The sequence below is a fragment of the Streptomyces sp. NBC_00859 genome (assembly GCF_045161865.1).
In the GTDB taxonomy this organism is placed as follows: Bacteria; Actinomycetota; Actinomycetes; order Streptomycetales; family Streptomycetaceae; genus Streptomyces.
Genome location: NZ_CP108826.1, coordinates 5,079,468 through 5,101,194 on the forward strand (window position 1 = coordinate 5,079,468; position 21,727 = coordinate 5,101,194).

Annotated in this window: 20 protein-coding genes, 1 other RNA gene and 2 pseudogenes; 15 read left to right on the forward strand and 8 right to left on the reverse strand. The window is 68.0% G+C overall.

What is annotated here, in order from left to right:
* Window positions 1-66: 66 nt before the first annotated feature.
* Both prfB and OG584_RS22170 read left to right on the forward strand, forming a co-directional pair.
* Complete coding sequence (gene prfB / locus OG584_RS22165; protein ID WP_405780323.1) at window positions 67-1,173, forward strand: peptide chain release factor 2; 1,107 nt, start codon at window positions 67-69, stop codon at window positions 1,171-1,173.
* Between the two features lie 303 nt (window positions 1,174-1,476).
* Complete coding sequence (locus OG584_RS22170; RefSeq protein WP_405780325.1) at window positions 1,477-2,334, forward strand: hypothetical protein; 858 nt, start codon at window positions 1,477-1,479, stop codon at window positions 2,332-2,334.
* 225 nt (window positions 2,335-2,559) lie between these two features.
* Here the strand turns inward: OG584_RS22170 and OG584_RS22175 are convergent, their stop codons facing one another.
* Window positions 2,560-2,754 (reverse strand): hypothetical protein, encoded by a 195-nt coding sequence (locus OG584_RS22175; RefSeq protein ID WP_405780328.1) that lies wholly within the window; start codon window positions 2,752-2,754, stop codon window positions 2,560-2,562.
* Window positions 2,755-3,000: 246 nt separating this feature from the next.
* On the opposite strand from OG584_RS22175, the gene ftsE reads away from it, so the two are divergent.
* The 5 genes from ftsE (at window position 3,001) to ssrA (ending at window position 6,874) form a co-directional block, all read left to right on the forward strand.
* Window positions 3,001-3,690: a cell division ATP-binding protein FtsE gene (gene ftsE, locus OG584_RS22180; protein ID WP_164266073.1), complete on the forward strand. Its 690-nt coding sequence runs from the start codon at window positions 3,001-3,003 to the stop codon at window positions 3,688-3,690.
* A 9-nt stretch (window positions 3,691-3,699) separates the two neighbouring features.
* Window positions 3,700-4,620 carry a permease-like cell division protein FtsX gene (gene ftsX, locus OG584_RS22185; RefSeq protein ID WP_327297304.1) on the forward strand — a complete coding sequence of 307 codons (921 nt, stop codon included), beginning with the start codon at window positions 3,700-3,702 and terminating at the stop codon, window positions 4,618-4,620.
* 68 nt (window positions 4,621-4,688) lie between these two features.
* Window positions 4,689-5,858 carry a S41 family peptidase gene (locus OG584_RS22190; protein ID WP_405780330.1) on the forward strand — a complete coding sequence of 390 codons (1,170 nt, stop codon included), beginning with the start codon at window positions 4,689-4,691 and terminating at the stop codon, window positions 5,856-5,858.
* An 18-nt stretch (window positions 5,859-5,876) separates the two neighbouring features.
* On the forward strand, window positions 5,877-6,356 hold the full coding sequence (gene smpB, locus OG584_RS22195) for an SsrA-binding protein SmpB (RefSeq protein ID WP_405780331.1): 480 nt from the start codon (window positions 5,877-5,879) through the stop codon (window positions 6,354-6,356).
* A 129-nt stretch (window positions 6,357-6,485) separates the two neighbouring features.
* Window positions 6,486-6,874: a transfer-messenger RNA gene (gene ssrA / locus OG584_RS22200) on the forward strand.
* Between the two features lie 229 nt (window positions 6,875-7,103).
* On the opposite strand, the gene OG584_RS22205 is transcribed toward ssrA, so the two are convergent.
* The 4 genes from OG584_RS22205 to OG584_RS22220 form a co-directional block, all read right to left on the reverse strand.
* Window positions 7,104-7,448: a hypothetical protein gene (locus OG584_RS22205; protein ID WP_405780333.1), complete on the reverse strand. Its 345-nt coding sequence runs from the start codon at window positions 7,446-7,448 to the stop codon at window positions 7,104-7,106.
* Between the two features lie 469 nt (window positions 7,449-7,917).
* Window positions 7,918-8,334, reverse strand: coding sequence for a hypothetical protein (locus OG584_RS22210; RefSeq protein WP_405780335.1), 417 nt, complete (start codon window positions 8,332-8,334; stop codon window positions 7,918-7,920).
* A gap of 172 nt (window positions 8,335-8,506) precedes the next feature.
* Window positions 8,507-8,887: a hypothetical protein gene (locus tag OG584_RS22215; protein WP_405780336.1), complete on the reverse strand. Its 381-nt coding sequence runs from the start codon at window positions 8,885-8,887 to the stop codon at window positions 8,507-8,509.
* 210 nt (window positions 8,888-9,097) lie between these two features.
* Entirely contained in the window at window positions 9,098-9,901 is an 804-nt protein-coding gene (locus OG584_RS22220) for a class I SAM-dependent methyltransferase (protein ID WP_405780337.1), read from the reverse strand.
* 311 nt (window positions 9,902-10,212) lie between these two features.
* On the opposite strand from OG584_RS22220, the pseudogene OG584_RS22225 reads away from it, so the two are divergent.
* Both OG584_RS22225 and OG584_RS22230 read left to right on the forward strand, forming a co-directional pair.
* Window positions 10,213-11,416 (forward strand): annotated as a pseudogene (locus OG584_RS22225) (IS3 family transposase).
* A gap of 29 nt (window positions 11,417-11,445) precedes the next feature.
* Window positions 11,446-11,811, forward strand: a pseudogene (locus OG584_RS22230) (transposase); the annotation flags it as partial.
* Window positions 11,812-11,952: 141 nt separating this feature from the next.
* Here OG584_RS22230 and OG584_RS22235 read toward each other — a convergent pair.
* On the reverse strand, window positions 11,953-12,357 hold the full coding sequence (locus OG584_RS22235) for a hypothetical protein (RefSeq protein WP_405780338.1): 405 nt from the start codon (window positions 12,355-12,357) through the stop codon (window positions 11,953-11,955).
* Between the two features lie 598 nt (window positions 12,358-12,955).
* Between OG584_RS22235 and OG584_RS22240 the strand changes: the two genes are divergently transcribed.
* Window positions 12,956-13,186: a hypothetical protein gene (locus tag OG584_RS22240; protein WP_405780340.1), complete on the forward strand. Its 231-nt coding sequence runs from the start codon at window positions 12,956-12,958 to the stop codon at window positions 13,184-13,186.
* 174 nt (window positions 13,187-13,360) lie between these two features.
* On the opposite strand, the gene OG584_RS22245 is transcribed toward OG584_RS22240, so the two are convergent.
* Window positions 13,361-13,939 carry a TetR/AcrR family transcriptional regulator gene (locus tag OG584_RS22245; protein ID WP_405780341.1) on the reverse strand — a complete coding sequence of 193 codons (579 nt, stop codon included), beginning with the start codon at window positions 13,937-13,939 and terminating at the stop codon, window positions 13,361-13,363.
* Between the two features lie 239 nt (window positions 13,940-14,178).
* Here OG584_RS22245 and OG584_RS22250 point away from each other — a divergent pair, with 239 nt between their 5' ends.
* On the forward strand, window positions 14,179-14,706 hold the full coding sequence (locus OG584_RS22250; protein ID WP_405780342.1) for a carbonic anhydrase: 528 nt from the start codon (window positions 14,179-14,181) through the stop codon (window positions 14,704-14,706).
* Window positions 14,707-14,794: 88 nt separating this feature from the next.
* Here the strand turns inward: OG584_RS22250 and OG584_RS22255 are convergent, their stop codons facing one another.
* A complete protein-coding gene (locus OG584_RS22255; RefSeq protein WP_405780344.1) occupies window positions 14,795-16,258 on the reverse strand; it encodes an MFS transporter in 1,464 nt (487 codons plus the stop codon).
* A gap of 90 nt (window positions 16,259-16,348) precedes the next feature.
* On the opposite strand from OG584_RS22255, the gene OG584_RS22260 reads away from it, so the two are divergent.
* The 4 genes from OG584_RS22260 (at window position 16,349) to OG584_RS22275 (ending at window position 21,724) form a co-directional block, all read left to right on the forward strand.
* Window positions 16,349-17,335, forward strand: a complete 987-nt coding sequence (locus tag OG584_RS22260; protein WP_405784223.1) for a LysR family transcriptional regulator — start codon at window positions 16,349-16,351, stop codon at window positions 17,333-17,335.
* A 209-nt stretch (window positions 17,336-17,544) separates the two neighbouring features.
* Window positions 17,545-18,189 carry a hypothetical protein gene (locus OG584_RS22265; RefSeq protein WP_405780346.1) on the forward strand — a complete coding sequence of 215 codons (645 nt, stop codon included), beginning with the start codon at window positions 17,545-17,547 and terminating at the stop codon, window positions 18,187-18,189.
* A gap of 77 nt (window positions 18,190-18,266) precedes the next feature.
* Entirely contained in the window at window positions 18,267-20,480 is a 2,214-nt protein-coding gene (locus OG584_RS22270) for a glycosyltransferase (RefSeq protein ID WP_405784225.1), read from the forward strand.
* Complete coding sequence (locus tag OG584_RS22275; protein ID WP_405780347.1) at window positions 20,477-21,724, forward strand: acyltransferase; 1,248 nt, start codon at window positions 20,477-20,479, stop codon at window positions 21,722-21,724. Before OG584_RS22270 ends, OG584_RS22275 begins: the two co-directional genes overlap by 4 nt.
* Window positions 21,725-21,727 lie beyond the last annotated feature (3 nt).

A 21,727-nucleotide genomic window follows, 5' to 3' on the forward strand; every position in this document is an offset into this window, starting at 1 on the left:
GCCGTCCTCCAGGTTCGATCCGAAGGGCCGGAGACCGTCCCCGCTCCAAGCCGTTACGCTGGTGGCGTGGCAGTCGTCGATGTATCCGAAGAGCTGAAGTCCCTCTCCTCGACCATGGGGTCGATCGAGGCCGTCCTGGACCTCGACAAGCTGAGGGCCGATATCGCCGTGCTTGAGGAGCAGGCCGCGGCGCCGTCCCTGTGGGACGACCCCGAAGAGGCGCAGAAGATCACCAGCAAGCTTTCGCACGCGCAGGCCGAGGTCCGCAAGACCGCGACGCTGCGCGGACGGATCGACGACCTGAGTGTGCTCTTCGAGCTCGCCGAGGCCGAGGACGACGCCGACACCCTCGCCGAGGCCGAGTCGGAGCTGCTCGCGGTGCGCAAGGCGCTCGACGAGATGGAGGTGCGCACCCTCCTCTCCGGTGAGTACGACGCCCGCGAGGCACTCGTCAACATCCGCGCCGAGGCCGGCGGCGTCGACGCCGCGGACTTCGCCGAGCAGCTCCAGCGCATGTACCTCCGCTGGTCCGAGCGGCACGGCTACGGCACCGAGGTCTACGAGACGTCGTACGCGGAGGAGGCCGGCATCAAGTCGACCACCTTCGTCGTGAAGGCGCCCTACGCGTACGGCACGCTCTCCGTCGAGATGGGCACCCACCGGCTGGTGCGTATCTCGCCCTTCGACAACCAGGGCCGCCGCCAGACCTCCTTCGCGGGTGTCGAGGTGCTCCCGGTCGTGGAGAAGACCGACCACATCGAGATCGACGAGACCGAGCTGCGCGTGGACGTCTACCGCGCCTCGGGCCCCGGTGGCCAGGGCGTCAACACCACCGACTCGGCGGTCCGGCTGACCCACATCCCCACCGGCATCGTCGTCTCCTGTCAGAACGAGCGGTCGCAGATCCAGAACAAGGCCAGCGCCATGAACGTCCTGCAGGCGAAGCTCCTGGAGCGCCGCCGCCAGGAGGAGCAGGCGCTGATGGACTCGCTCAAGGGCGACGGCGGCAACTCCTGGGGCAACCAGATGCGTTCGTACGTCCTGCACCCCTACCAGATGGTCAAGGACCTCCGTACGGAGTACGAGGTCGGCAACCCGCAGGCGGTGCTCGACGGCGAGATCGACGGCTTCCTGGAGGCCGGAATTCGCTGGCGCAAGCAGCAGGAGAAGTAGACCGCTGCACAAGCGCCGGTCAACCGGCGCTTTATCGACATAGTCAGTAGGGGAACTGCCGTCCTGGGGACGGCAGTTCTTCTAATGCGTCACAGTCGTATTCCCGTACGCCGGGCAAGTCGCTGCATTTCAGGCATCGCGCCCGCAACGGCCTTGACGCGGTCTTTAAAAGTGGGAAAAGTGACACGCGGCATGCGTAATTCTGGGGCGCGTGTGATCGGGGGGACGGACCACACACTCCCTGCGGACTGCCTGCCCCGTGCGCTGCACCATTGACAATGAGCTACTGGGGGTAGCAGCCAGATGACCAAGAAGACGCGGATTCGCGTAGCGCGCATAGCTGCGGGCGCAGTGATCGCCGCAGGCGCCTCGCTGACCGCCGCGGGCGCGGCACAGGCCGCAGGTATCGACGTCTCGCTTCCCGGCGCGGACGTGTCCGTCCAGACGGCGGGCGATGACGGCGGTACGGACGGTGGCACCAACCCGATCGGTGGTGTCGACGGCGGTTCGACCGATCAGGGTCAGGACGGCGGTTCGACGGACCAGGGTCAGGACGGCGGTTCGACCGATCAGGGTCAGGACGGTGGCTCGACGGACCAGGGTCAGGACGGCGGTTCGACCGATCAGGGTCAGGACGGCGGTTCCACGGACCAGGGTCAGGACGGCGGTTCGACCGATCAGGGTCAGGACGGCGGTTCCACGGACCAGGGTCAGGACGGCGGCTCGACCGATCAGGGTCAGGACGGCGGTTCGACCGATCAGGGTCAGGACGGCGGTTCCACGGACCAGGGTCAGGACGGCGGTTCGACCGATCAGGGTCAGGACGGCGGTTCCACGGACCAGGGTCAGGACGGCGGTTCGACCGACCAGGGCCAGACCGGCGGCTCGACCACGAGTGGTTCGACCACCAGTGGTTCGAGCACCAGCGGCACCTCCGGGTCCACGGGCGGCTCGGCCACGACCGGCGGTTCCAACACCGGCACCCAGCCGGACAACCTCGGCTCTCAGCCGGTCGAGCAGGGCAAGCCCAAGCAGGAGCTCGCCGAGACCGGTGCGGGTGAGACCACATTCCTGATCATCGGCGCCGCGACGATGATCGCGGGTGGCATCGGCTTCCGTATGCTGCCGCGTCTCGCCGGCCGTGGCGGGAACCTCGCCTAGGAGTTCAGCGCGTACGCGGAAGGGCCCCGGGTTCCGAATGGGAACCCGGGGCCCTTCCCCGTGCCAGGTGCTGGCCCGCGGGAGCGCTGAAACTTTCCGACGCCCAAAACCTGACGCCCAAAACCCGGCGCCCAAAACTGAGACGCGGTCGGACGGCGGAGCGTTGGACGGATTCAGAACGTGTAAGAGGCGATCGGTCAGACGGTCGGCAAAAGAGGCAGTCGGTCAGACGGTCTGGTGTGCGAGCAGGACCAACGCCGCCACCAGCACTATCAGCGCGCCTATCAACGCCACCGGGCTCAGTCCGCCGAAGGGGCCTTCTTCCTGCTGGAGGCGCTCTCGGCTGGCCCGGCATACCCGGCAGCGGCCCTCACTCACAGGGGACGCGCAATTGGCGCACACCAATCGGTCGTAGGTCATGCGCACTCCTCCCATGCGGCGGAGCCGTTCCACGCGCTGTCACTTCCGACAACGCCCGGCGGACCGCAACTGTTCCCCTTACCACTGTGCCAGCTCACGCGCGTTTCGGCGCGCCCCGACGGATTCCGCCCGGTCCGTACCCGGGGCCAACGCGGACATATCACGCATCGGCCGATGCTGCATGCGGGCGCGCACCGGCTTCGCGTAATGTCACGCTCACCTATTCCCGGCCGACGTGGTGCACTCGTGATCCGATTCGACAACGTCTCCAAGACCTACCCCAAGCAGAACCGCCCCGCCCTGCGGGATGTCTCCCTTGAGATCGAGAAGGGGGAGTTCGTCTTCCTGGTGGGTTCCTCCGGTTCAGGCAAGTCGACTTTTCTGAGGCTCGTCCTGCGCGAGGAGCGCACCAGCCACGGCATGGTGCACGTCCTCGGTAAGGACCTCGCACGCCTGTCGAACTGGAAGGTGCCGCAGATGCGCCGCCAGCTCGGCACGGTCTTCCAGGACTTCCGCCTGCTGCCCAACAAGACCGTCGCGGAGAACGTGGCGTTCGCGCAGGAGGTCATCGGCAAGCCGCGCGGCGAGATCCGCAAGGCCGTGCCCCAGGTCCTCGACCTGGTCGGACTCGGCGGCAAGGAAGACCGGATGCCAGGTGAGCTCTCCGGCGGTGAACAGCAGCGCGTCGCCATCGCGCGGGCCTTCGTCAACCGCCCCATGCTGCTGATCGCGGACGAGCCGACCGGCAACCTCGACCCGCAGACCTCCGTCGGCATCATGAAGCTGCTGGACCGCATCAACCGCACCGGAACCACTGTGGTGATGGCCACCCACGACCAGCAGATCGTCGACCAGATGCGCAAGCGCGTCATTGAACTTGAGAAGGGCCGACTCGTACGCGACCAGTCGCGCGGCGTCTACGGCTACCAGCACTGAAAGGACGCCATGCGCGCCCAGTTCGTCCTGTCGGAGATCGGCGTGGGTCTCCGCCGCAATCTCACGATGACCTTCGCGGTCATCGTCTCCGTCGCCCTGTCCCTCGCCCTGTTCGGTGGCTCGCTGCTCATGCGCGACCAGGTGAACACGATGAAGGGCTACTGGTACGACAAGGTCAACGTCTCGATCTTCCTCTGCTCCAAGGGGGATGTGGAATCCACCCCGAAGTGCGCCAAGGGTCCGGTGACCGAGGAGCAGAAGAAGTCGATCGAGACCGATCTGAACAAGATGACCGACCTTGTCCAGAAGGTGAGTTACGAGAGCACCGACGAGGCGTACAAGCACTACCAGCAGGAGTTCAAGGGCGCCCCGATGACGGGCTCCATCACGCCGGACCAGCTCCAGTCGTCGTTCCGCGTCAAGCTCAAGGACCCCACCAAGTACAAGGTGATCGCGACCGCGTTCGCCGGCCGGGACGGCGTCATGACCGTCCAGGACCAGCGCGGCATCCTGGAGAACCTCTTCGCGCTCCTCAACGGTATGAATGTGGCCGCACTCTGTGTGATGGCCCTGATGCTGGTGATCGCGCTGATGCTGATCGTCAACACCGTGCGCGTATCGGCGTTCAGCCGCAGACGCGAGACCGGGATCATGCGCCTGGTGGGCGCGTCCAGTTTCTACATCCAGATGCCGTTCATCATGGAGGCCGCGTTCGCCGGTCTGCTGGGCGGGCTTGTGGCCTGCGGCATGCTGCTCGTCGGCCGGTACTTCCTGATCGACCACGGACTCGCCCTGCACGAGAAGCTGAACCTGATCGACTTCATCGGCTGGGACGCTGTGCTGTCGAAGCTGCCCCTGGTGCTCGCGATCGGGCTGCTGATGCCGGCGCTGGCCGCGCTCTTCGCGTTGCGCAAGTACCTGAAGGTGTGAGACACGCCCCGTGCGCCGTGGGGTGAACGCCCCATAAGGCGCACGGGCATCGGTCTACAGTGGTCGCCATGTCAGGCCCGGAATTCGTTTCGCCGCCCCGCAGCCTTCGCCGCGGGGCGGCTCTGACTTTGGTCTTCGTGAGTGTGCTCGCCACAGCGGCGGTCACCAACTCCCTTCCAGGCGACGAGCAGACTCCCCGGCCCGCCCGTACCCGTAACGCCTCGACCACCATCGACAGCCGGAAGCTCGCCAGGGCGGCCTCGGAAGCGGCCGCCGACGGAAAGTCCGGCACGCAGGCCGCCGAGGGAGTCGTCAGCCGCAGCGGTGACCGATGGGGCGCCGTGTACGACCGGACCGACTACCAGAAGTTCGTGGACTCCCTCGACGGCGAGTACACCGGCGTCGGCCTGTGGGCCAGGCGCGGCCGCGACGGCCGGATCGAGGTGGCCAGGGTCCAGCCCGGCGGCCCCGCCGCCCGAGCCGGCCTCCGGGCGGGCGACCTGCTCCGCACGATCGACGGCCGTCAGGTCGGCACCCGACCGGTCACCGATGTGATCGCACAGCTGCGCGGCGGCGAGAGCGCGTCCGTCCCCGGCACGCCGGTGATCGTCGGCGTCAGGCGGGGCACCGGCACGGTGACGAGGACGCTGCACAGGGCCAGACTCACCACCGAGCCCGTCACTGTCGCGCGGCTGCCCGGCCGGGCGACACTGATCAAGGTCACCGCATTCACCAAGGGCTCGGGCGCACGAGTGGACAGGGCCGTCGCGTCCGCCCCCGCGGGCGGCGGCATCCTGCTGGACCTCCGCGGCAACAGCGGCGGCCTGGTCGCTGAGGCCACCACAGCGGCCTCAGCGCTCCTGGACGGCGGCCTGGTGGCGACGTACGACGTCCACGGCGACCAGCACGCCCTCTACGCACGGCCGGGCGGCGACACGGGCCGGCCGCTCGTCGTCCTGATCGACGGCGGCACCATGAGCGCGGCGGAGCTGCTCACGGGCGCCCTCCAGGACCGGGGCCGGGCCGTCACGGTCGGCACCCGCACTTTCGGCAAGGGCTCGGTGCAGATGCCGAGCGCGCTGCCGGGCGGAGCGGTGGCGGAGCTCACCGTCGGCCACTACCGGACGCCGGCGGGCCGCAGCGTCGACGGACAGGGCATCTCACCGGATGTCACGGCGGGCGATCGGGCCGAGTCGAGAGCCGAGACAGTATTGAGTGGCCTCGGGGGAGGGGCTTAGTGCGAAAATGGACGCACTATGGCTAAGGAAACAGGGCGAAAGATGATCGCCCAGCACAAAAAGGCACGGCACGACTACCTCATCCTCGACACGTACGAGTGCGGACTGGTCCTGACGGGGACCGAGGTGAAATCCCTGCGGATGGGCCGGACGTCCCTGGTCGACGGCTTCGTGCAGATCGAGAACCACGAGGCGTGGCTGTACAACGTCCACGTACCCGAGTACACGCAGGGCACCTGGACCAACCACAGCGCGCGCCGCAAGCGGAAGCTGCTGATGCACCGCATGGAGATCGACAAGCTGGAGTCCAAGGCGCAGGAGTCGGGCCACACGATCGTGCCCCTGGCGCTGTACTTCAAGGACGGCCGGGCCAAGGTCGAGATCGCGCTGGCCAAGGGCAAGAAGGAGTACGACAAGCGGCAGACCCTGCGCGAGAAGCAGGACCGCCGTGAGACGGACCGGGCGGTATCGGCGGTCCGCAGGAAGCAGCGGGCCTGACCTGCGGGTGCCTGACCGGCCCTGCGGTCCGGGGCGACCTGCGGGGAATACAGTGGCACCGTCGCACGTTGGTCACGTACGATGGCACTGCACCCCACGGGGCGCGGTACCACCTTGAAAAATCAACATGGGGATGATCGGTTTCGACAGCGACTGTTGAAACAGGTGAAGCGAGCCGAGGAAGCGGCAATGATCTCGTAAACCATATGTCGCAAAAAATAATCGCCAATTCTAAGCGCGATTCCCAGTCCTTCGCTCTCGCTGCCTAATAAGCAGTGACTGAAGGACCCTAAATGGGTGTCAGCCCGGGGAAGTTCCCGACCCGGATCCTGGCATAATCTAGGGAACTAAACCACTGGTCCCGGTCACGGGGATCAGTGGGAAATCAAACAGTGACTGGGCCTGTCGGAGACTTGTTCGCGAGATCTCCGGGGCCGAGAAAATCGCAGCGAACTGCGCTCGGAGAAGCCCTGGTTCTGCACCGCTGGACGCGGGTTCGATTCCCGCCATCTCCACCACCCCATGTGTGGCTCATGCCCTGCCGGATTTTTCCGGTGGGGCGTGAGCTTTTTCTGGGCCGTGGGCCGTGTTACTGAGCCTCTCAATGTCGACGTCGCAAACATGTCGCTCGTCGACGGTTTCTATTCGCCGAACGTGGTCGCCTCGGCGAGGAGCTGCGAGGGGCAGTCGCATTCAGCACCCTTGTTCGCGGGGGCGAAGTCGAGGCCAGGTCGACGAGTCTTGGAGTCAGCGCTCTTTCGTGAAGCGCCAGGCCGCTATGCCCGACGTTTCGCCATAGGCTTGAAGAGTGAGTTCTTCGAGGTCGCCACCTTGGAAAATGAACCCTTGCGACTTTCCGTCGCATTCCACAGTAGGAATATCTCCGGAATGTGGCTTCCTGGTTGTGCGCATGATATCAAAGCTACCATTGCCTGCGCAGGCTACCTCGAAACTCACTTTACCTTGTTCGGATGGTATTGTTAGCATTTCCGAAGTTGTTATTTTTTTCGATCCAGCAGATATCAGTTTTTGACTGGATTCAATTCTCGGAAGCATCTTCTGGGCCGCTGAACGCAACTCTCCATCTCCCATGCCCGAACTCCTCGAAGGGGGTGCCGCGGGCCGGCTGGGAGACTCTTCAGCATGCTTAGAGGTACATGCGCTCGCAGCGAAGGTGAAAAGGGAAATGCAGCCTGCAACAATAAGTAGTTTAGCGTTCCCGTGAGCGCCCATACTTATCGAATCTCCTTCGGGGTACTCGCTGTCTTCCGATAGGCCTTAGAAGTAGAAGGTTTTGGCCATTTCCCCATTTGCGAAACCATCTCGATGCACCTTTGTTGCCACTGCTTTATTTTCTAGCCAGCGACCGTAAGCCGAGAGAGCTTGGGGGCGCTTTTTTATGTCATCCAATTCCATGACGGAACCGTCAGGATTCAGAAAATTCGTGGAAGGCGGTGCCGCAGCCGGCGTGGGAGTTTCAGTCGTGACGCCCGGTGTTCACCGGGGCGCCTCAGCCTGCGTCCCGCCCAACTCCGCTCCTCCGGGCTGCGAATCCGAACGTTCAAGGCAACGTGGCGGAGGTGCTGTTCTTCTCCGCCCGTGCCTTCGCCCGCCCGGCTCTCCTGAGAATCAACGGCGCTGCCACGGCGAATATCGCCTCGACCGCCGCCAGAATCAGAAATCCTCGAGTGGTGCCCATGGACAGGGTGATCCCGAAGGCGATTGCAGCACCGACGGAGAATCCCAACGACGGTCGCCAGTCGTCGGTGCGGATCACCAACCAGCACAGTGGAGGGAATGAAAGCGTCGCGACGAAGACGACGGCGGAATACCAGCCGTAGCCGTCCGGCACCACGCACTCGACACGTTGACCGGTCTGAGCCCATTCGCACCCGCCCTCGACAAGCCCGGTCGCCCCCCAACCGATCGCGACAGCGAAGCACAGTCCATACAGGGCTCCCCACCCCTTGCTGTTCACACCCGGATCCTACTGAGTGCATCCGGGCTGGACACGGGTTACGACTCGTCTCGCTGCGCGCACACCGGTCGGGGCAAGCCTGTCCCTTGTGCGTTGTCCCTTGACTCGTTCCCTCTGCTTTTCCCCGCCCACGGCTTCCGGACGTCGGCCTCATGCATTCACGGTCCGGGATTCAGGGCCAGTCGACCAACCCACGGAACAGCAGGAAGACAAGGAGCAGGGACACCGGGGCGCCGAGGGAGAGGAGCAGGCGTCGGTCGTTATTGCGTTGCTGCCACGGCAGGGACCAGCTCGCGAGCAGAAGTCCCAGGGGGAGCAGGAGGCCGACCAGGAATACGATGAGGCCGGTGGAGTAGCTGGGGTCGAACCGCTTGAGTTCGGCATCACTGCAGGAGTCGCAAGCCATCGGGGAGAGGCCGACCATGCCGAGGGCGAAGACGCCACACGGCACTGTGATGAGCGTGGATATCAGCGGTGCGACCCAAGCGCGTTCCGCACGGGTGTCCGGTGCGGTGTGGGAGCCGAACTCGGTGTCAGCGTCGGTTTCGGACATGTGGCCACTCAACCGCGCCGCTGATCCCGCGACATGAGCCCCGGTACTCAGCGGTGGTGGGGGATTGGGCCTGGGCCCAGGTCTCCCGTACAGGTCCCACCCGATTACTCGGATTCGTGCGGGATCACACCCGCTCGCGTCGAGTCGGCCGGTCCACGGTTCAGAGGGCCGTACCAGGAGCCGGTTCCGGAGGGGGCCTTACGGCATCGGTTACGGGCGACGGCCCCAGGCCGACACCATCGGGGCTGTCGCCAGGTCGAGTTGCCCGGTAGCCACGTTCGACAGGTGACGATCGATATCCGCGTCGGTCGCGATCCCCGCAGCCACAAGGCGGCCGCGGATCTGCCGGACAGTCGCCGCCTCAAGAACGGTGCAGGCAGGCGAAGTGATCGGGAAGTACCCGTCCGCCTGTACGTCGCTCAGGCCGGCTTCGCGCAGCAGACGGGGCAGCGTCCGGCCGTACGAGAGATCCGCACCCCGCGCCGCCATGAGTTCACGGAACCCGGAGCGGAGACGGTTGGCCAGCCGCTGTTCGGGGCCCGACTCGTCCGGGCACAGCAGGGGTTGCAGCCCCGGATCTGCGTCCTCGAGAAGCAGTACGCCGCCGGGCCGCAGCGCCTGAACCATGCGGCGCAGGGCCTCGGCCCGGTCGACGACATGGACCAGGACCAGACGGGCGTGCACCAGGTCGAAAGCGCCCGGCGGTGGAGGGTCGGCCGCGACGTCGTGGCGCAGGACTTCGACGACATCGGAGGCCGCGTCCTGGGCCCAGGACACATCAATGTCGGTGCACACCACTCGTCCCGCGGCTCCTACCCGCTCGGCAAGGCCCGCGGGCACGGTGGGGCCCCCGGCCCCGACCTCCCAGCACCGCATGCCCCTGGTGATGCCGATCCGGTCGATGTGCCGGAACGTCACCGGATCGAACAGCTCCGCCAGCGCGCCGAATCGGACGCCTGCCTCCGACTGCTGGTTGTCGAGCAGATACCTGTGATCCGTGCTCTCCTCAGCCATGCCGTGCCCCACTGCCTCTCTCGGTCCGCCGGACTCGAAGTTCACCACGCCGCACTTGTTCCCGGCCGGCCGACCCACGTGTCCCCTTCCACTCGCCCGACAGGGTTGAGACCAAGCTGCTTGAGGCCGCCTACCTGGGACAAACTCCGCGAGGTCGCCGGCACCTCGAGCCGCTTTAGATTGCGATGCAGCCATTCTTCGGGCAAGTCTGGTCTGGAGGCCATGGAACGTAGTCCAGTGGTTGGGTGCCTTGACCCCGGATGTTGAACACACGAGACACTGGATCCTGAGGATCTGAGAACGGACATCTCGTGGTCATGAAGAACTACCCGCCACAGTTCAAGGTGGACGCGGTCGCGCTGTAGGAGTCGCGGCCGGAAGCGACGGTCAGGTCGGTCGCAGCCGATCTGGGGATCAACCCGGAGACCCTGCGGAACTGGGTGAGGGCAGCCGGGGTGAGCCGTCCCCGGGGACGTCGGACGCAGGAACCGTCTCAGCCGCCGGCCCCGCTGGAGGCGGAGAACGCCGCCCTGCGGAAGAAGGTCCGCGACTGGAGGAGGAACGCGAGATCCTGCGCAAAGCGGCGAAGTATTTCGCCGGGGAGACGCGCTGGTGAACCGCTTCCAGTGTGTCTCCGACCTCCAGCGCCGCTACGGCGTGAAGCGGCGCTGCAGCATCCTTGGCGTCAGCCGCTCGAGCTTCTACTACTGGCGCCGGACAGTCGCGGACCGGGCCGCCCGGCAGGTGGCCGACGCCCGCCTGGCCGCCCGGACACGGGCGGTGCACCAGGAATCGGACGGCACCTACGGAGCCCCGAGGATCACCGCCGAGCTCCGCGAGACGAACGGTGAGGCGGTCAACCACAAGCGGGTCGCCAGGATCATGCGGGCGTCGGGGATCGAAGGGGTCCGGTTGCGCCGCCAGCACCGCACCACCGTCCCCGATCCGGCTGCGGCCAAGGCTCCGGACCTGATCCGCCGCGACTTCACCGCGGGCAAGCCGAACACGAAGTACGTCGGCGACATCACCTACCTGCCCATCGACGGCGGGAAGTTCTGCTACCTGGCGACCGTCATCGACCTCGCCTCGCGCCGTCTGGCCGGCTGGGCGATCGCCGACCACATGCGCGCGGACCTCGTGACCGACGCCCTGGCCGCGGCGATCCGCACCCGCGGCAGCCTCGCCGGATCGATCATGCACACCGACCACGGAGCCCAGTACACGAGCAGGGCCTTCGCTGAAGCCTGCAGGTCAGCAGGGGTTCGGCGAAGCATGAGCGCGGTCGGGTCCAGCGCGGACAACGCACTCGCCGAGTCCTTCAACGCGACCTTCAAACGCGAGACCCTGCAAGGACGAAAGAGCTGGCCGAACGTGCGCGAGGCCCGACTCGACGCCTTCAGATGGCTCCACCGCTACAACACCCGGCGCCGACACTCCCGCCTCGGACAGCGATCACCAATCGACTTCGAGAACGCCTTCCACCGCGCACCAACTACGCTGGCACCAGCCGCATAACCCGTGTTCAGGATTAGGGGTCAAGGCCCATCGACGCCGACACCCGGCTCGTCGTCGTGGTCGGCCGGCCGCTGCCCGGCAACCGCAACGACTGCAAGGCATGGGTCGAGTCCGGCGCGAAGGATGCCGTAGGCAAGACGCTAACCATGGCGGACGGCGGCTATTCCGGTACCGGCCTGCTCATGCCGCACCGCCGCGCGAACGGCCAGGCAGAACTCCCCGACTGGAAACGCGAACACAACCGCTCCCACAAGCAGGTCCGAGCCCGCGTCGAGCACACCTTCGCCCGGATGATGAGCTGGAAAATCCTTCGCGACTGCCGCCTGAAAGGCGACGGCGTTCACCACGCCATGCTCGGCATGGCACGCCTGCACAACCTCGCCCTCACCGGCTGAGCGAACCTCCCGACCGACAGACCCACGCTCACACCGCCCGGAAGATCATTTACGGGACAGCCCGTAGGTGCCCAGGGTGTCGGCGGAGCTCGAAGCAAGTGTCAGTGGCTGCCGCGCTTCCATGGCGCTCGCAGTAGGGGCTCACAGCAGGGCAAGTGCCCAGACGAAAAGCAGAGCGCTGACGGCGGTGGTGAAGATTGCGCTGCGCATCATCGAACCGAGCCCGCCATATGGATCCATGGGGCTGTAGGGGTTGTCAGGGGAGACGAGGATGGTCATCCAGGAGCCGACAGCAACTGGCTGGTTGAAGACCGGGTTGGAGATGTCGCTCTCGTAACGTTTGCCGTTGATGTAGTAGCGAACGACCGGCGTGAGGAAGTACGCGCCCGCCTTGCCGCTCCGCGTGGCGGAGTTGTCGATCACTTCTCCCGACAGTTCGATGGCGTGCGGACGCATCCTCCTGAGTGTCATATTTCGCCGCAGCTTGCTCGCTATCGTGCCAATCGATGACAGGAGCATCAGCGCAGTCAGCGTTACGAACATCATGGGGTATCTATAGCGCACCGCGGCACCGGCCTGTTGGGGCCTTTCTCTATCCACGGGGAGTGCGACGGCCTTCTCGTGTGTCACAGGACTCCATCTGGTCTGCCCGTGGCTGCATGAGTGTGTTCATCCGTGACGTACGGAGCGGGGCGGGGCAACTCAGCGGCATGAGGTGTCGTATTCGCGCAGGCCGGCGCCGGGACCTGGATATCCGCGGCCCGGTGCGGCACGTCTCCCTTTAAAGCAACGGGAGAGAACCACAACCCGACCCCACCCCGGCCTTTCAACTTCCTTCGCCACACATACGGGTGACGAGGCATCCGGTAGTCGGATTGGTTCGGTACGGTCGGCCGCAGCAGGACACTCGTACCTCCACAACAGAAGACGGCCCCCGACAGGACGGCAATCCTGACCGAGGGCCTGACCACCCGGGAAGTAGGCTCTTCCCGATGGCTGATTCGCAGTCTAGCGCTGGCATGTCCGCGCTCCCCCGAGGACGTTCCGCGTGCCGGAGTCCTCCACGTAGGTCACCGTCACACCGACCGGTTCACGGTGATCGGCAACCACATCGCCCAGCGCCCGCGTCTCTTCCGCGACCGCCATGGGGCTTGCCCTGCACATCCTCTCGCTCTCCGACGGCGCCTCCGTCACCGCCAAAGCACTCACGCTGCGCTTCCGCGAGGGCGAGACGACCGTTCGCCGGGCCCTCAACGAGCTTGAGAACGCTGGTTACTTGGAGCGTCGGCGGGTGCCGTTGGGCGGTGGCCGCCCGGCTACCCGTACCTACGTCCTACGACAAGCCCGGGTGCGCCGTGGCGGAGCGGTCGCGTGACGGGGGCGCGGGGGAGGGCCGAAGAGCGCAAGAGGGTACGAAGGCCGGCCGGTCGCGTACTGGTCAGCCGCCGCGTTGAACGAATGGGCGCGTGAGCTGGTGGTCATCCCGGAATCTCCCCCCTGTCCGGTCGCTGCCCGCCCTGCTGCTTGCCCCCCCGGTGATGGTTTCCGGTCACAGCCCCTGGTCCGGCAGCGGAAGCCCGAGGAGGTCATGGCCCGCGCGGCGGACCGTGGTGCGTACGGCTTCCGGGTCGTCGAGATCCGCGCCGGACAGCGCGCCGTCGTGGAGCAGGACCAGGACGTGGCCGGCGTAGGCGGGGTCGGGGTGGCCGGCGCGGGAGGCCAGGTCGGTGACCGTCCGCTGGAACCAGGCGCGGTGGTCGGTGATCGCCTCGCGCACCGGATCGGAAGCGTTCGGATACTCCGCGGCGGCATTGATGAAGTGGCAGCCCCGGAAGCCTGCGGCGCAGGTCACCTCGCCGATCAGATCGAGGACCGCCGAGACCCCCTGGTCCGGCCCGCCCTGCGCGACAGCGGTGGCGACAGCTGTCCGCAGTCGCTCGTCGGTGGCTCTGAGATAGGCCACGACGAGATCCTCCTTGGCCGGGAAGTGCCGGTAGAAGGTGGCCCGGGTGACACCGGCCTGAGTGACCAGCCGGTCTACGGGCACGGTGTGAATGCCCTCGCTGTAGAAGAGACGGCTCGCCGTCTCCAGCAGGCGCTCACGAGGGCTCGGGGCTGACGGGGGCATGTTTCCAGTGTAGGGACAGGGCGGCAGAGACAGAACGTTCTGTTGACACTCCCTCGGGAGGCTCGTACCGTTGAGGAAGAACGAACGTTCTGTCTTGTTGTGACCCGCAGGGTCCGCTCGCAGGTCCGTGACCGGAACTCCCGGAACAGGGGCATGGGGCGAAGGCGCCACGACCGATGCGCGACAGGCGGCGCCCCGGACGCACGTACACCGCTCAGCCACCCGACAGGAGAACCCCCGTGTCCCACTTCGCGACGTACATGGAACGCAACAAGGCCTTCGCGAACACCGGTGCCAAGGAGCACGTGCCTGAGATCCCGTTCATCCCGTTCGAGCAGACGTTCGTGATCACTTGCATCGATCCGCGGGTGGAGCCGGCCGCCGTCCTCGGTGTCGAGCTCGGCGAGGCCATCGTGCTGCGGTCCGTGGGCGGCCGGGTCACTCCCGCCGTCCTCCAGGACGTGGCGTGGATCAGTCATCTGCACGAGGCGAAGACGCCGGACGCCGACTGGTTCGATCTGGCTGTGATCCACCACACCGACTGCGGATCGGGCCTCTTCGCCGACGCCGGCCTGCGCCGGGACTTCGTCGCGCGCGGCGGTTACGACGATGCGACGATCGCAGGCCTTGCCGTACTCGACCCGGCCGTGACCGTACGTAAGGATGTCGAACTGCTTCGCTCCTCCCCGCAGTTGTCCTCCCGCGTGCATGTATCCGGGCACGCCTACGACCTGCGGACCGGTCTGCTGACGACGGTCGTCGACTGAGGTGCCGTAGGTGCCCGGGGCGGTGGTACCGGGTGGTGGTGCCGCGCGGTGGTGCCGGCGGCTGCCTCTCCGATCGTCCGCTCGCCCGTCAGGCGGGCCCCTGGCTCCGGGCCCCGCTCCGGCGTGTGGTCGCGCACAGCGCCAGCGCGAGGGCTGCCGCCGAGGCGGGGACCGCGTATCCGCCGGTCGCGTCCAGGCGCTCCACGACCCAGCCCGCCGTCGCCGAACCCATGGCGATGCCGCCCAGGAGCGCTGTCACGACAAGTGTCATTCCCTCGTTCAACTGCCCCTGGCCGGTGATGCGTTGGACCAGCGTCATACCGGTGACCATCGTCGGGGCGGTCGCCGCGCCCGCCAGGAGCATGGCCCCCGCCAGGGCGGGCAGTGAACCGGTCGCCTTCGCAGCCACGAGCGGGCCCGTCATCAGGACCGTCATCGCCGCGAGGCAGCAGAGCAGCCGCCGCCGTACGTCCTGGGCCGGGCGCGCCGACCCGTACAGCAGGCCCGCGACGCACGATCCGGCGGCCTGGAGTGCCAGGACCGCGCCCGCGGCCGAACGGTGGCCCTGCGCGTCGGAGAAGGCGATCGTGGTGACCTCCATGGCACCGAACACCACGCCGGTCGCCAGGAAGACGGCGATCAGGGACGGGAAGCCGGGGGCGCGGAGCGGTGAGCGGGTTGCCGTTGTCCGGGGCGCCGCGGGTGGTTCGGTGGCGCGTTGCGCGGCGAAGACGAGTACCCCGGTGACGAGGAGTGCGGCCCCCACCAGGGTACCTGCCTCCGGGAAGAGCGACGAGCAGAGGAAGGCGGCCACCACAGGGCCGAGCATGAAACAGAGCTCGTCCACGGCCTGCTCGAAGGAGTTCGCCGTGTGCAGGGTGTCCGGGTCGCCGCGGTGCAGATGCTCCCAGCGGGCCCGTGACATCCCGCCGGTGTTGGGGGTGGTCGCGGTCGCCGCGTACGCGGCGAACAGTGTCCAGTCCGGCGCTCCGTAGCGCACGCAGAGCAGCAGGGCCAGCGAGCCGAGCGCCGCGAGCAGTGTGGCGGGTACGGCGATCCGGGACTGGCCGTAGCGATCGACGAGGCGCGCCGTCCACGGGCCGACGACCGCGGTGGCGGCGAGGCCGGTCGCGGTGACGGACCCGGCGAGACCGTACGAGTCACGGGACCCGGCGATCATGAGCACGGCGCTGACGCTGAACATGCCCATGGGCAGCCGGGCGAGGAGGTTGGCCGCGGTGAAGGCGCGGGCGCCCGGGGTGGCCAGGAGCCGGCGGTACGGGGCGAGGGAGCTGCCCGTGGAGCGGTGGACACCCTCGCTTGCGCCACGGGCGTCCGCCTCGGTGCTGGATGTCTCGGTGCTGGGCGTATCGGCGTTCGTTGACTCGGTGCTGGTCGGCTCAGGGGTCGTCGCGCTGTGCCCGCCCGGGTCCGGGCGCTCGTAGCGCAAGGACCCCTCGGTGCCGGCCGCCCCTGTGGTTGTCCCGGCGGCGGGGGTGGCGGCCGGGGTGGTGGCGAGGGTGTGTTCGCGGGGGGTGTGTTCCTGCTCCATGGCGCTCAGCCTCCCGGCGCGGAGTAGGTGCGGTCCAACACCTGTTCGATGCTGATTGACGCGGCTGCGTTGTAGGTTCGGCGCGTGTCAATGACCCTTCCGGACATCGAGCCCCGCCTGCTGCGTGCCTTCGTCGCCGTCGCGGAGGATCTGCATTTCACCCGTGCCGCCGCCCGGCTCTATGTGGCGCAGCAGGCGCTGAGCCGCGATGTGCGGCGGGTGGAGCGGGAGTTGGGGGCCCATCTGTTCGAGCGGACCACCCGGCAGGTGTCGCTCACTGCCGACGGCGCGCGGCTGCTGCCGTATGCCCGGCGGGTGCTCGCCGCGTACGACGAGCTGGCAGCGGCCTGGACGCACGACGAGCGCCCCTTGCTGGTCGATGTGGGCGCCCCGGTCGGCACTGCGTCACAACTTCTCGCCGATGCACGTGAGTTGGTGCGCGACGTGGAGTTCGTCGCCCGTTTCCACAGTGGCCTGACGGGTGCGGCGGCGGAGCTCGTGGCGGGGCGTCTCGATGTCTCGGCGGGCCGGGTCGCCGGCCTCGCACCGGAGGTGCTCGACCTGCTCGATCACCGGCCGGTCCGATTCGAACGCATGGCGGTCCTGCTGCCCGACGACCACCGTCTCGCAGCCCTCGGTGAGGTTCCGCTGGGCGCCCTGGAGGGAGAGACGCTCTATGCGGCGGCGGGAAATCCGGCCACCGCGGAGTGGACCGATCTGGCGGCGCGGCTGTTCGCGGGGCGCGGGATCGCGCTGGCGGAGGCATTCCCGGAGATCGACGGCCCGGAGGAGTTCGCGCGAGTGATTCGCAAACGCCGCTGGTCGGTGCTGGCGAGTACGGAGTTCATCCAGGTCCCGGGCATGGTCCTGCGCCCTCTGGTCAACCCCGTACCGCTGTCGCCGATCTCGCTCGTGTGGCGAAAATCCTTGCGACACCCGGGACTTCGTGCCCTCCATCAGGTGATTGACCGGGGCGTGGCCGCTGATGGCTGGCTGGACGTGCCCGCCGGAAGCTGGCTGCCTGCCGTGGACATGGCGATGTATGAGCAGATCAGGGGCCGATACGAGCAACTGTGAACAAGCGTCCTGAAGTGGCTTGAAGCTGCGCTAGATTCGCCCCCCGGACGGCGCGGAACAGGGGGCGCCCGGACCTGAGTGGGGACTCGGTCCGGCGGCGTTCGTCCGGTCAATGACGCGCAGTGAATCGACCTTGGGGGGATGTGTGGACACCGGTGGAAAAATGGCGCGAAGGCGCCCGTTTCGGGCAGATGTATGAGCCGCATGACGTGACGATCCAGCTGGACGGCTTGGGGCGCGAGCTGACACCCCCGAGTGCGGGTACGGGGGCGGCACACCGGCCGCAAGCCGCGCACCCGGTCACCGACAGTCCCGTCTTCGTCGACGCGAGTGGCCGCAGGGGCCGTAAGTACCGCCGGATCGGCTGGCTCGTCGCCCTGGCCTGCGCCTCCTACGCGGTGCTGCTGGTGCTCACCGTCGTCGGCGGCAGTTCCACCGCACCCTGGCTGCTGATCCCCGGGCCTGCCGCAGGGAAGAAGGCGGACACCGTCAGGCTCCCGGCCGCGCCCGTCGCGTCCCCGGCGCCGGGGCAGGAGGCCCCTGGGGCGACACCGGCACCCGTACCCGTGGACGTCGCGTCCGCCGGGGCCCCGGAGCCGGCCACCGCCGTCTCTCATCGGGAGCAGGCCAGGCCGGCTCCGCACGGGTCCCGAAAGGCCGGGCCGGGCAAGCCCCGGAAGCCCGCGGCGCCCGGCCGGGCGCCGGGCGCAGGTTCCGCGGATCCGGCGCCCGTGGTCTCCGCCCCGCCGTCCGGCGGCGGCAGGACCCCGCCACCGTCACCGCCTGCTCCCTCGGCCAGTGCGACAGCGCCGACCGGCCCCGAGCACTCCGCATCCCCAGAGAGCACTCCGTAAGCAATGAGAACCGCATGAATACCGCACAAGCGCCGGGAGTCACCCGCGCGCTGAGATCCCTCCGGCGCAGGCTGCCGATGCGTTACCTGCTGCCGCTGCTCCTGCTCGTCGCGCTCTTCGGCATGCTGGTCATGCGCGGCTACGTCCACAGCGAGATCGTCGCCGACCACCGCGTCCGGCCACCGGCCGCTACCGGCGACGTCCCCGGACACATCCTCGACGGCGGTCCGGTCATCGACGCCCGTGGCAAAGGTGAACCCACCAGCCTGCGCATCCCCGACCACAGGATCGTCCTGACCTTCGACGACGGACCCGATCCGGAGTGGACCCCGAAGGTCCTCGACGAGCTGAAGGAGTACCACGCGCACGCAGTCTTCTTCGTCACCGGCACGATGGCCTCCCGCTACCCGGCCCTGGTGAGGCGCATGGTCGACGAGGGCCACGAAGTCGGCGTGCACACCTTCAACCACCCCGACCTCTCGTACCAGTCGAAGAGCCGTATCGACCGCGAGCTCTCACAGACGCAGCTGGCACTCGCGGGCGCCGCCGGTATCCGCTCCTCGCTCTTCCGCCCGCCCTACTCGTCGTTCGCCGACGCCCTCGACGACAAGAACTGGCCGGTCGTGAAGTACATCGGGAGCCGCGGTTACATCACCGTGCTCGACTCCATCGACAGCGAGGACTGGCAGCGGCCCGGCGTACCGACGATCCTGCGGAACGCCACACCCAGGGGCGGCAAGGGCGCGATCGTCCTCATGCACGACTCAGGTGGCAACCGTGCGCAGACCGTCGAGGCGCTCGGCCGCTATCTGCCCGAACTGCAGCACCAGGGGTACGAGTTCGCCAGTCTCACCGACGCCCTGGGTGCACCGTCCGCGCAGACCCCGGTCAGCGGGCCCGAGCTGTGGCGCGGCAAGGCGTTCGTCTTCGCCGTCGGGCTCTCCGACGACATCTCCGGCTGGCTGATCGGCTGCCTCGCCGTCGTCGGTGTGCTGGTCATCGCCCGTTTCGGGCTGATGCTGGCCCTCTCCTTCGCCCATGCCCGCAAGGTCCGCGCGCCGGGATTCCGCTGGGGGCCGCCGGTCACCGAGCCCGTCTCGGTGCTCGTCCCCGCGTACAACGAACGCGCCTGCATCGTCAGCACGGTCCGCTCACTTGCGGCGAGCGACCACCCCGTCGAGGTCGTCGTCATCGACGACGGCTCATCGGACGGCACGGCGGACCTGGTGGAAGCGCTGCGGCTGCCCGGGGTCCGGGTGGTGCGCCAGCGCAACGCGGGCAAGGCCGCCGCACTCAACAACGGCATCGCCCACGCCCGGCACGACCTCGTCGTGATGATGGACGGCGACACGGTCTTCGAAGCGGCCACCGTGCGCGAACTGGTGCAGCCCTTCGCGGACCCGCGGGTCGGCGCGGTCGCCGGCAATGCCAAGGTCGGCAACAGGGACAGCCTCATCGGCGCCTGGCAGCACATCGAGTACGTGATGGGCTTCAACCTGGACCGCCGGATGTACGACGTCCTGCGCTGCATGCCGACCATCCCCGGGGCCGTCGGTGCCTTCCGCCGGACGGCCCTCGACCGCGTCGGCGGGATGAGTGAGGACACCCTCGCCGAGGACACCGACATCACGATGGCCCTGCACCGCGACGGCTGGCGCGTGGTCTACGCGGAGAACGCCCGCGCCTGGACCGAGGCCCCCGAGACCGTCCAGCAGCTCTGGTCGCAGCGCTACCGCTGGTCGTACGGCACCATGCAGGCGGTCTGGAAGCACCGCCGCGCCCTCGTCGAGCGCGGTCCTTCCGGGCGGTTCGGCCGGGTCGGACTGCCGCTGGTCGCTCTCTTCATGGTGCTGGCGCCGCTGCTCGCCCCGCTCATCGATGTCTTCCTGCTGTACGGGCTGATCTTCGGCCCGACGGAGAAGACCGTCCTCGCGTGGCTCGGTGTGCTCTCCGTCCAGGCCGTGTGCGCATCGTTCGCCTTCCGGCTCGACCGTGAACGGATGCGGCATCTCGTCTCACTGCCGCTCCAGCAGATCCTGTACCGGCAGTTGATGTACGTCGTGCTGCTCCAGTCGTGGATCACCGCCCTCACCGGCGGCCGGCTGCACTGGCAGAAGCTGCGCCGTACCGGAGTGGTCGCGGCCCCCATGGCCACCCCCGGCGCGCTGTCCGGCCCGCCACCCGCCCGGCGTCCGGCGGCAGAGACCCCCGACGCCCTCGACCTCCACGGGGCCGGCGGGGCGCAGTCCGGTGAGAACCGTCCCATCGAGCACCGGAGGCCCGTCGCATGACCGCCGTCACCCCGGCTTCCACACCGGCTCCCGTCCCGGCGTACGTCCGGGCCGCCCCCGGTCCCGGCTTGGTGAGTGCCCCTCAAGACACCTCCGGGCACGCTCCTGAGCGCGCCCCCGGCCGCGACCGCTACCTCGATCTCCTCCGGACGACCGCCCTGGTCCGGGTCGTCTTCTACCACCTGTTCGGCTGGGCCTGGCTGTCGGTCGTCTTCCCCTCCATGGGCGTCATGTTCGCCCTCGCGGGTTCCCTGATGGCCCGCTCGCTGAGCCGCCCGGCCAAGGGCCCGGCCGGCCTGGCCGTCATCCGCGGCCGGGTCCGCCGCCTGCTGCCGCCGATGTGGGCCTTCGGCGCGCTGATGGTGGGGATGATGGCGTACGCCGGGTGGCGGCCCTCCGCGACGAAGGTGCTGCTCTACCTCGTACCGGTCGGCGCCCCGCCCTACCCCGCCTCGATGGGCTCGGCGTCCGGCTGGCTGGATCAGGACTGGCCCGACCAGGCGGTGGGGCCGCTCTGGTACCTGCGCGCCTACCTCTGGTTCGTGCTGCTGTCGCCGCTGCTCCTCAGGGCCTTCCGGCGGCTGCCGTGGCCGACACTGCTCGCCCCGCTCGTCCTGACCGCGGTCGTCGGTACCGGCCTGGTGACCGTCCCCGGTGAACCGGGCCTGGCCCTCACCGACTTCGCGGTCTACGGCTCCTGCTGGATCCTGGGCTTCGCCCACCAGGACGGGCTGCTCAAGAAGGTGCCGCGCTACTTCCTGGTGTCCTGCGCCGTGCCCGTCATGGCGTTCGGCCTCTGGTGGGCGCACGGCCACCTCGGGCCCGACGGATGGGACCTCAACGACATCCCGCTCGCCCAGGCCACCTGGTCGTTCGGCGCCTGCGCGCTGCTCCTCGCCTACTCACCGACCTGGCGCCGGCTCCCGCGCCGGCTGGCGCGGTTCGACAGACTGATCACACTCACCAACAACCGCGCCGTGACCATCTACCTCTGGCACAACGCCCTCATCATGGCCACCGTGCCGCTCGTCGACCAGCTGTACAACGTGCCTTTCATCGAGGGCCGGTTCGACTCGCTGCTGACCACGACGTACAACGTGTGGATGTTCCTCGCGGTCTGGCCGCTGATAGGCCTGGTCGTCGTGGCCGCGGGCTGGATCGAGGACCTGGCGGCCGGACGCAGGCCACGGCTCTGGCCGGACGGAGCGGGGCGTCAACTCACCACCGGGCGCGGGAAGGAGTGAGAG

What these genes read in the sequence shown, in the direction of transcription:
- OG584_RS22170 (WP_405780325.1), top strand. Translation starts at nt 1,477, where the DNA reads ATGACCAAGAAGACGCGGATTCGCGTAGCGCGCATAGCTGCGGGCGCA.
- OG584_RS22175 (WP_405780328.1), bottom strand. Translation starts at nt 2,754, where the DNA reads ATGACCTACGACCGATTGGTGTGCGCCAATTGCGCGTCCCCTGTGAGT.
- ftsX (WP_327297304.1), top strand. Translation starts at nt 3,700, where the DNA reads ATGCGCGCCCAGTTCGTCCTGTCGGAGATCGGCGTGGGTCTCCGCCGC.
- OG584_RS22190 (WP_405780330.1), top strand. Translation starts at nt 4,689, where the DNA reads ATGTCAGGCCCGGAATTCGTTTCGCCGCCCCGCAGCCTTCGCCGCGGG.
- smpB (WP_405780331.1), top strand. Translation starts at nt 5,877, where the DNA reads ATGGCTAAGGAAACAGGGCGAAAGATGATCGCCCAGCACAAAAAGGCA.
- OG584_RS22205 (WP_405780333.1), bottom strand. Translation starts at nt 7,448, where the DNA reads ATGGGAGATGGAGAGTTGCGTTCAGCGGCCCAGAAGATGCTTCCGAGA.
- OG584_RS22215 (WP_405780336.1), bottom strand. Translation starts at nt 8,887, where the DNA reads ATGTCCGAAACCGACGCTGACACCGAGTTCGGCTCCCACACCGCACCG.
- OG584_RS22220 (WP_405780337.1), bottom strand. Translation starts at nt 9,901, where the DNA reads ATGGCTGAGGAGAGCACGGATCACAGGTATCTGCTCGACAACCAGCAG.
- OG584_RS22235 (WP_405780338.1), bottom strand. Translation starts at nt 12,357, where the DNA reads ATGATGTTCGTAACGCTGACTGCGCTGATGCTCCTGTCATCGATTGGC.
- OG584_RS22240 (WP_405780340.1), top strand. Translation starts at nt 12,956, where the DNA reads ATGGGGCTTGCCCTGCACATCCTCTCGCTCTCCGACGGCGCCTCCGTC.
- OG584_RS22245 (WP_405780341.1), bottom strand. Translation starts at nt 13,939, where the DNA reads ATGCCCCCGTCAGCCCCGAGCCCTCGTGAGCGCCTGCTGGAGACGGCG.
- OG584_RS22255 (WP_405780344.1), bottom strand. Translation starts at nt 16,258, where the DNA reads ATGGAGCAGGAACACACCCCCCGCGAACACACCCTCGCCACCACCCCG.
- OG584_RS22260 (WP_405784223.1), top strand. Translation starts at nt 16,349, where the DNA reads ATGACCCTTCCGGACATCGAGCCCCGCCTGCTGCGTGCCTTCGTCGCC.
- OG584_RS22270 (WP_405784225.1), top strand. Translation starts at nt 18,267, where the DNA reads ATGCGTTACCTGCTGCCGCTGCTCCTGCTCGTCGCGCTCTTCGGCATG.
- OG584_RS22275 (WP_405780347.1), top strand. Translation starts at nt 20,477, where the DNA reads ATGACCGCCGTCACCCCGGCTTCCACACCGGCTCCCGTCCCGGCGTAC.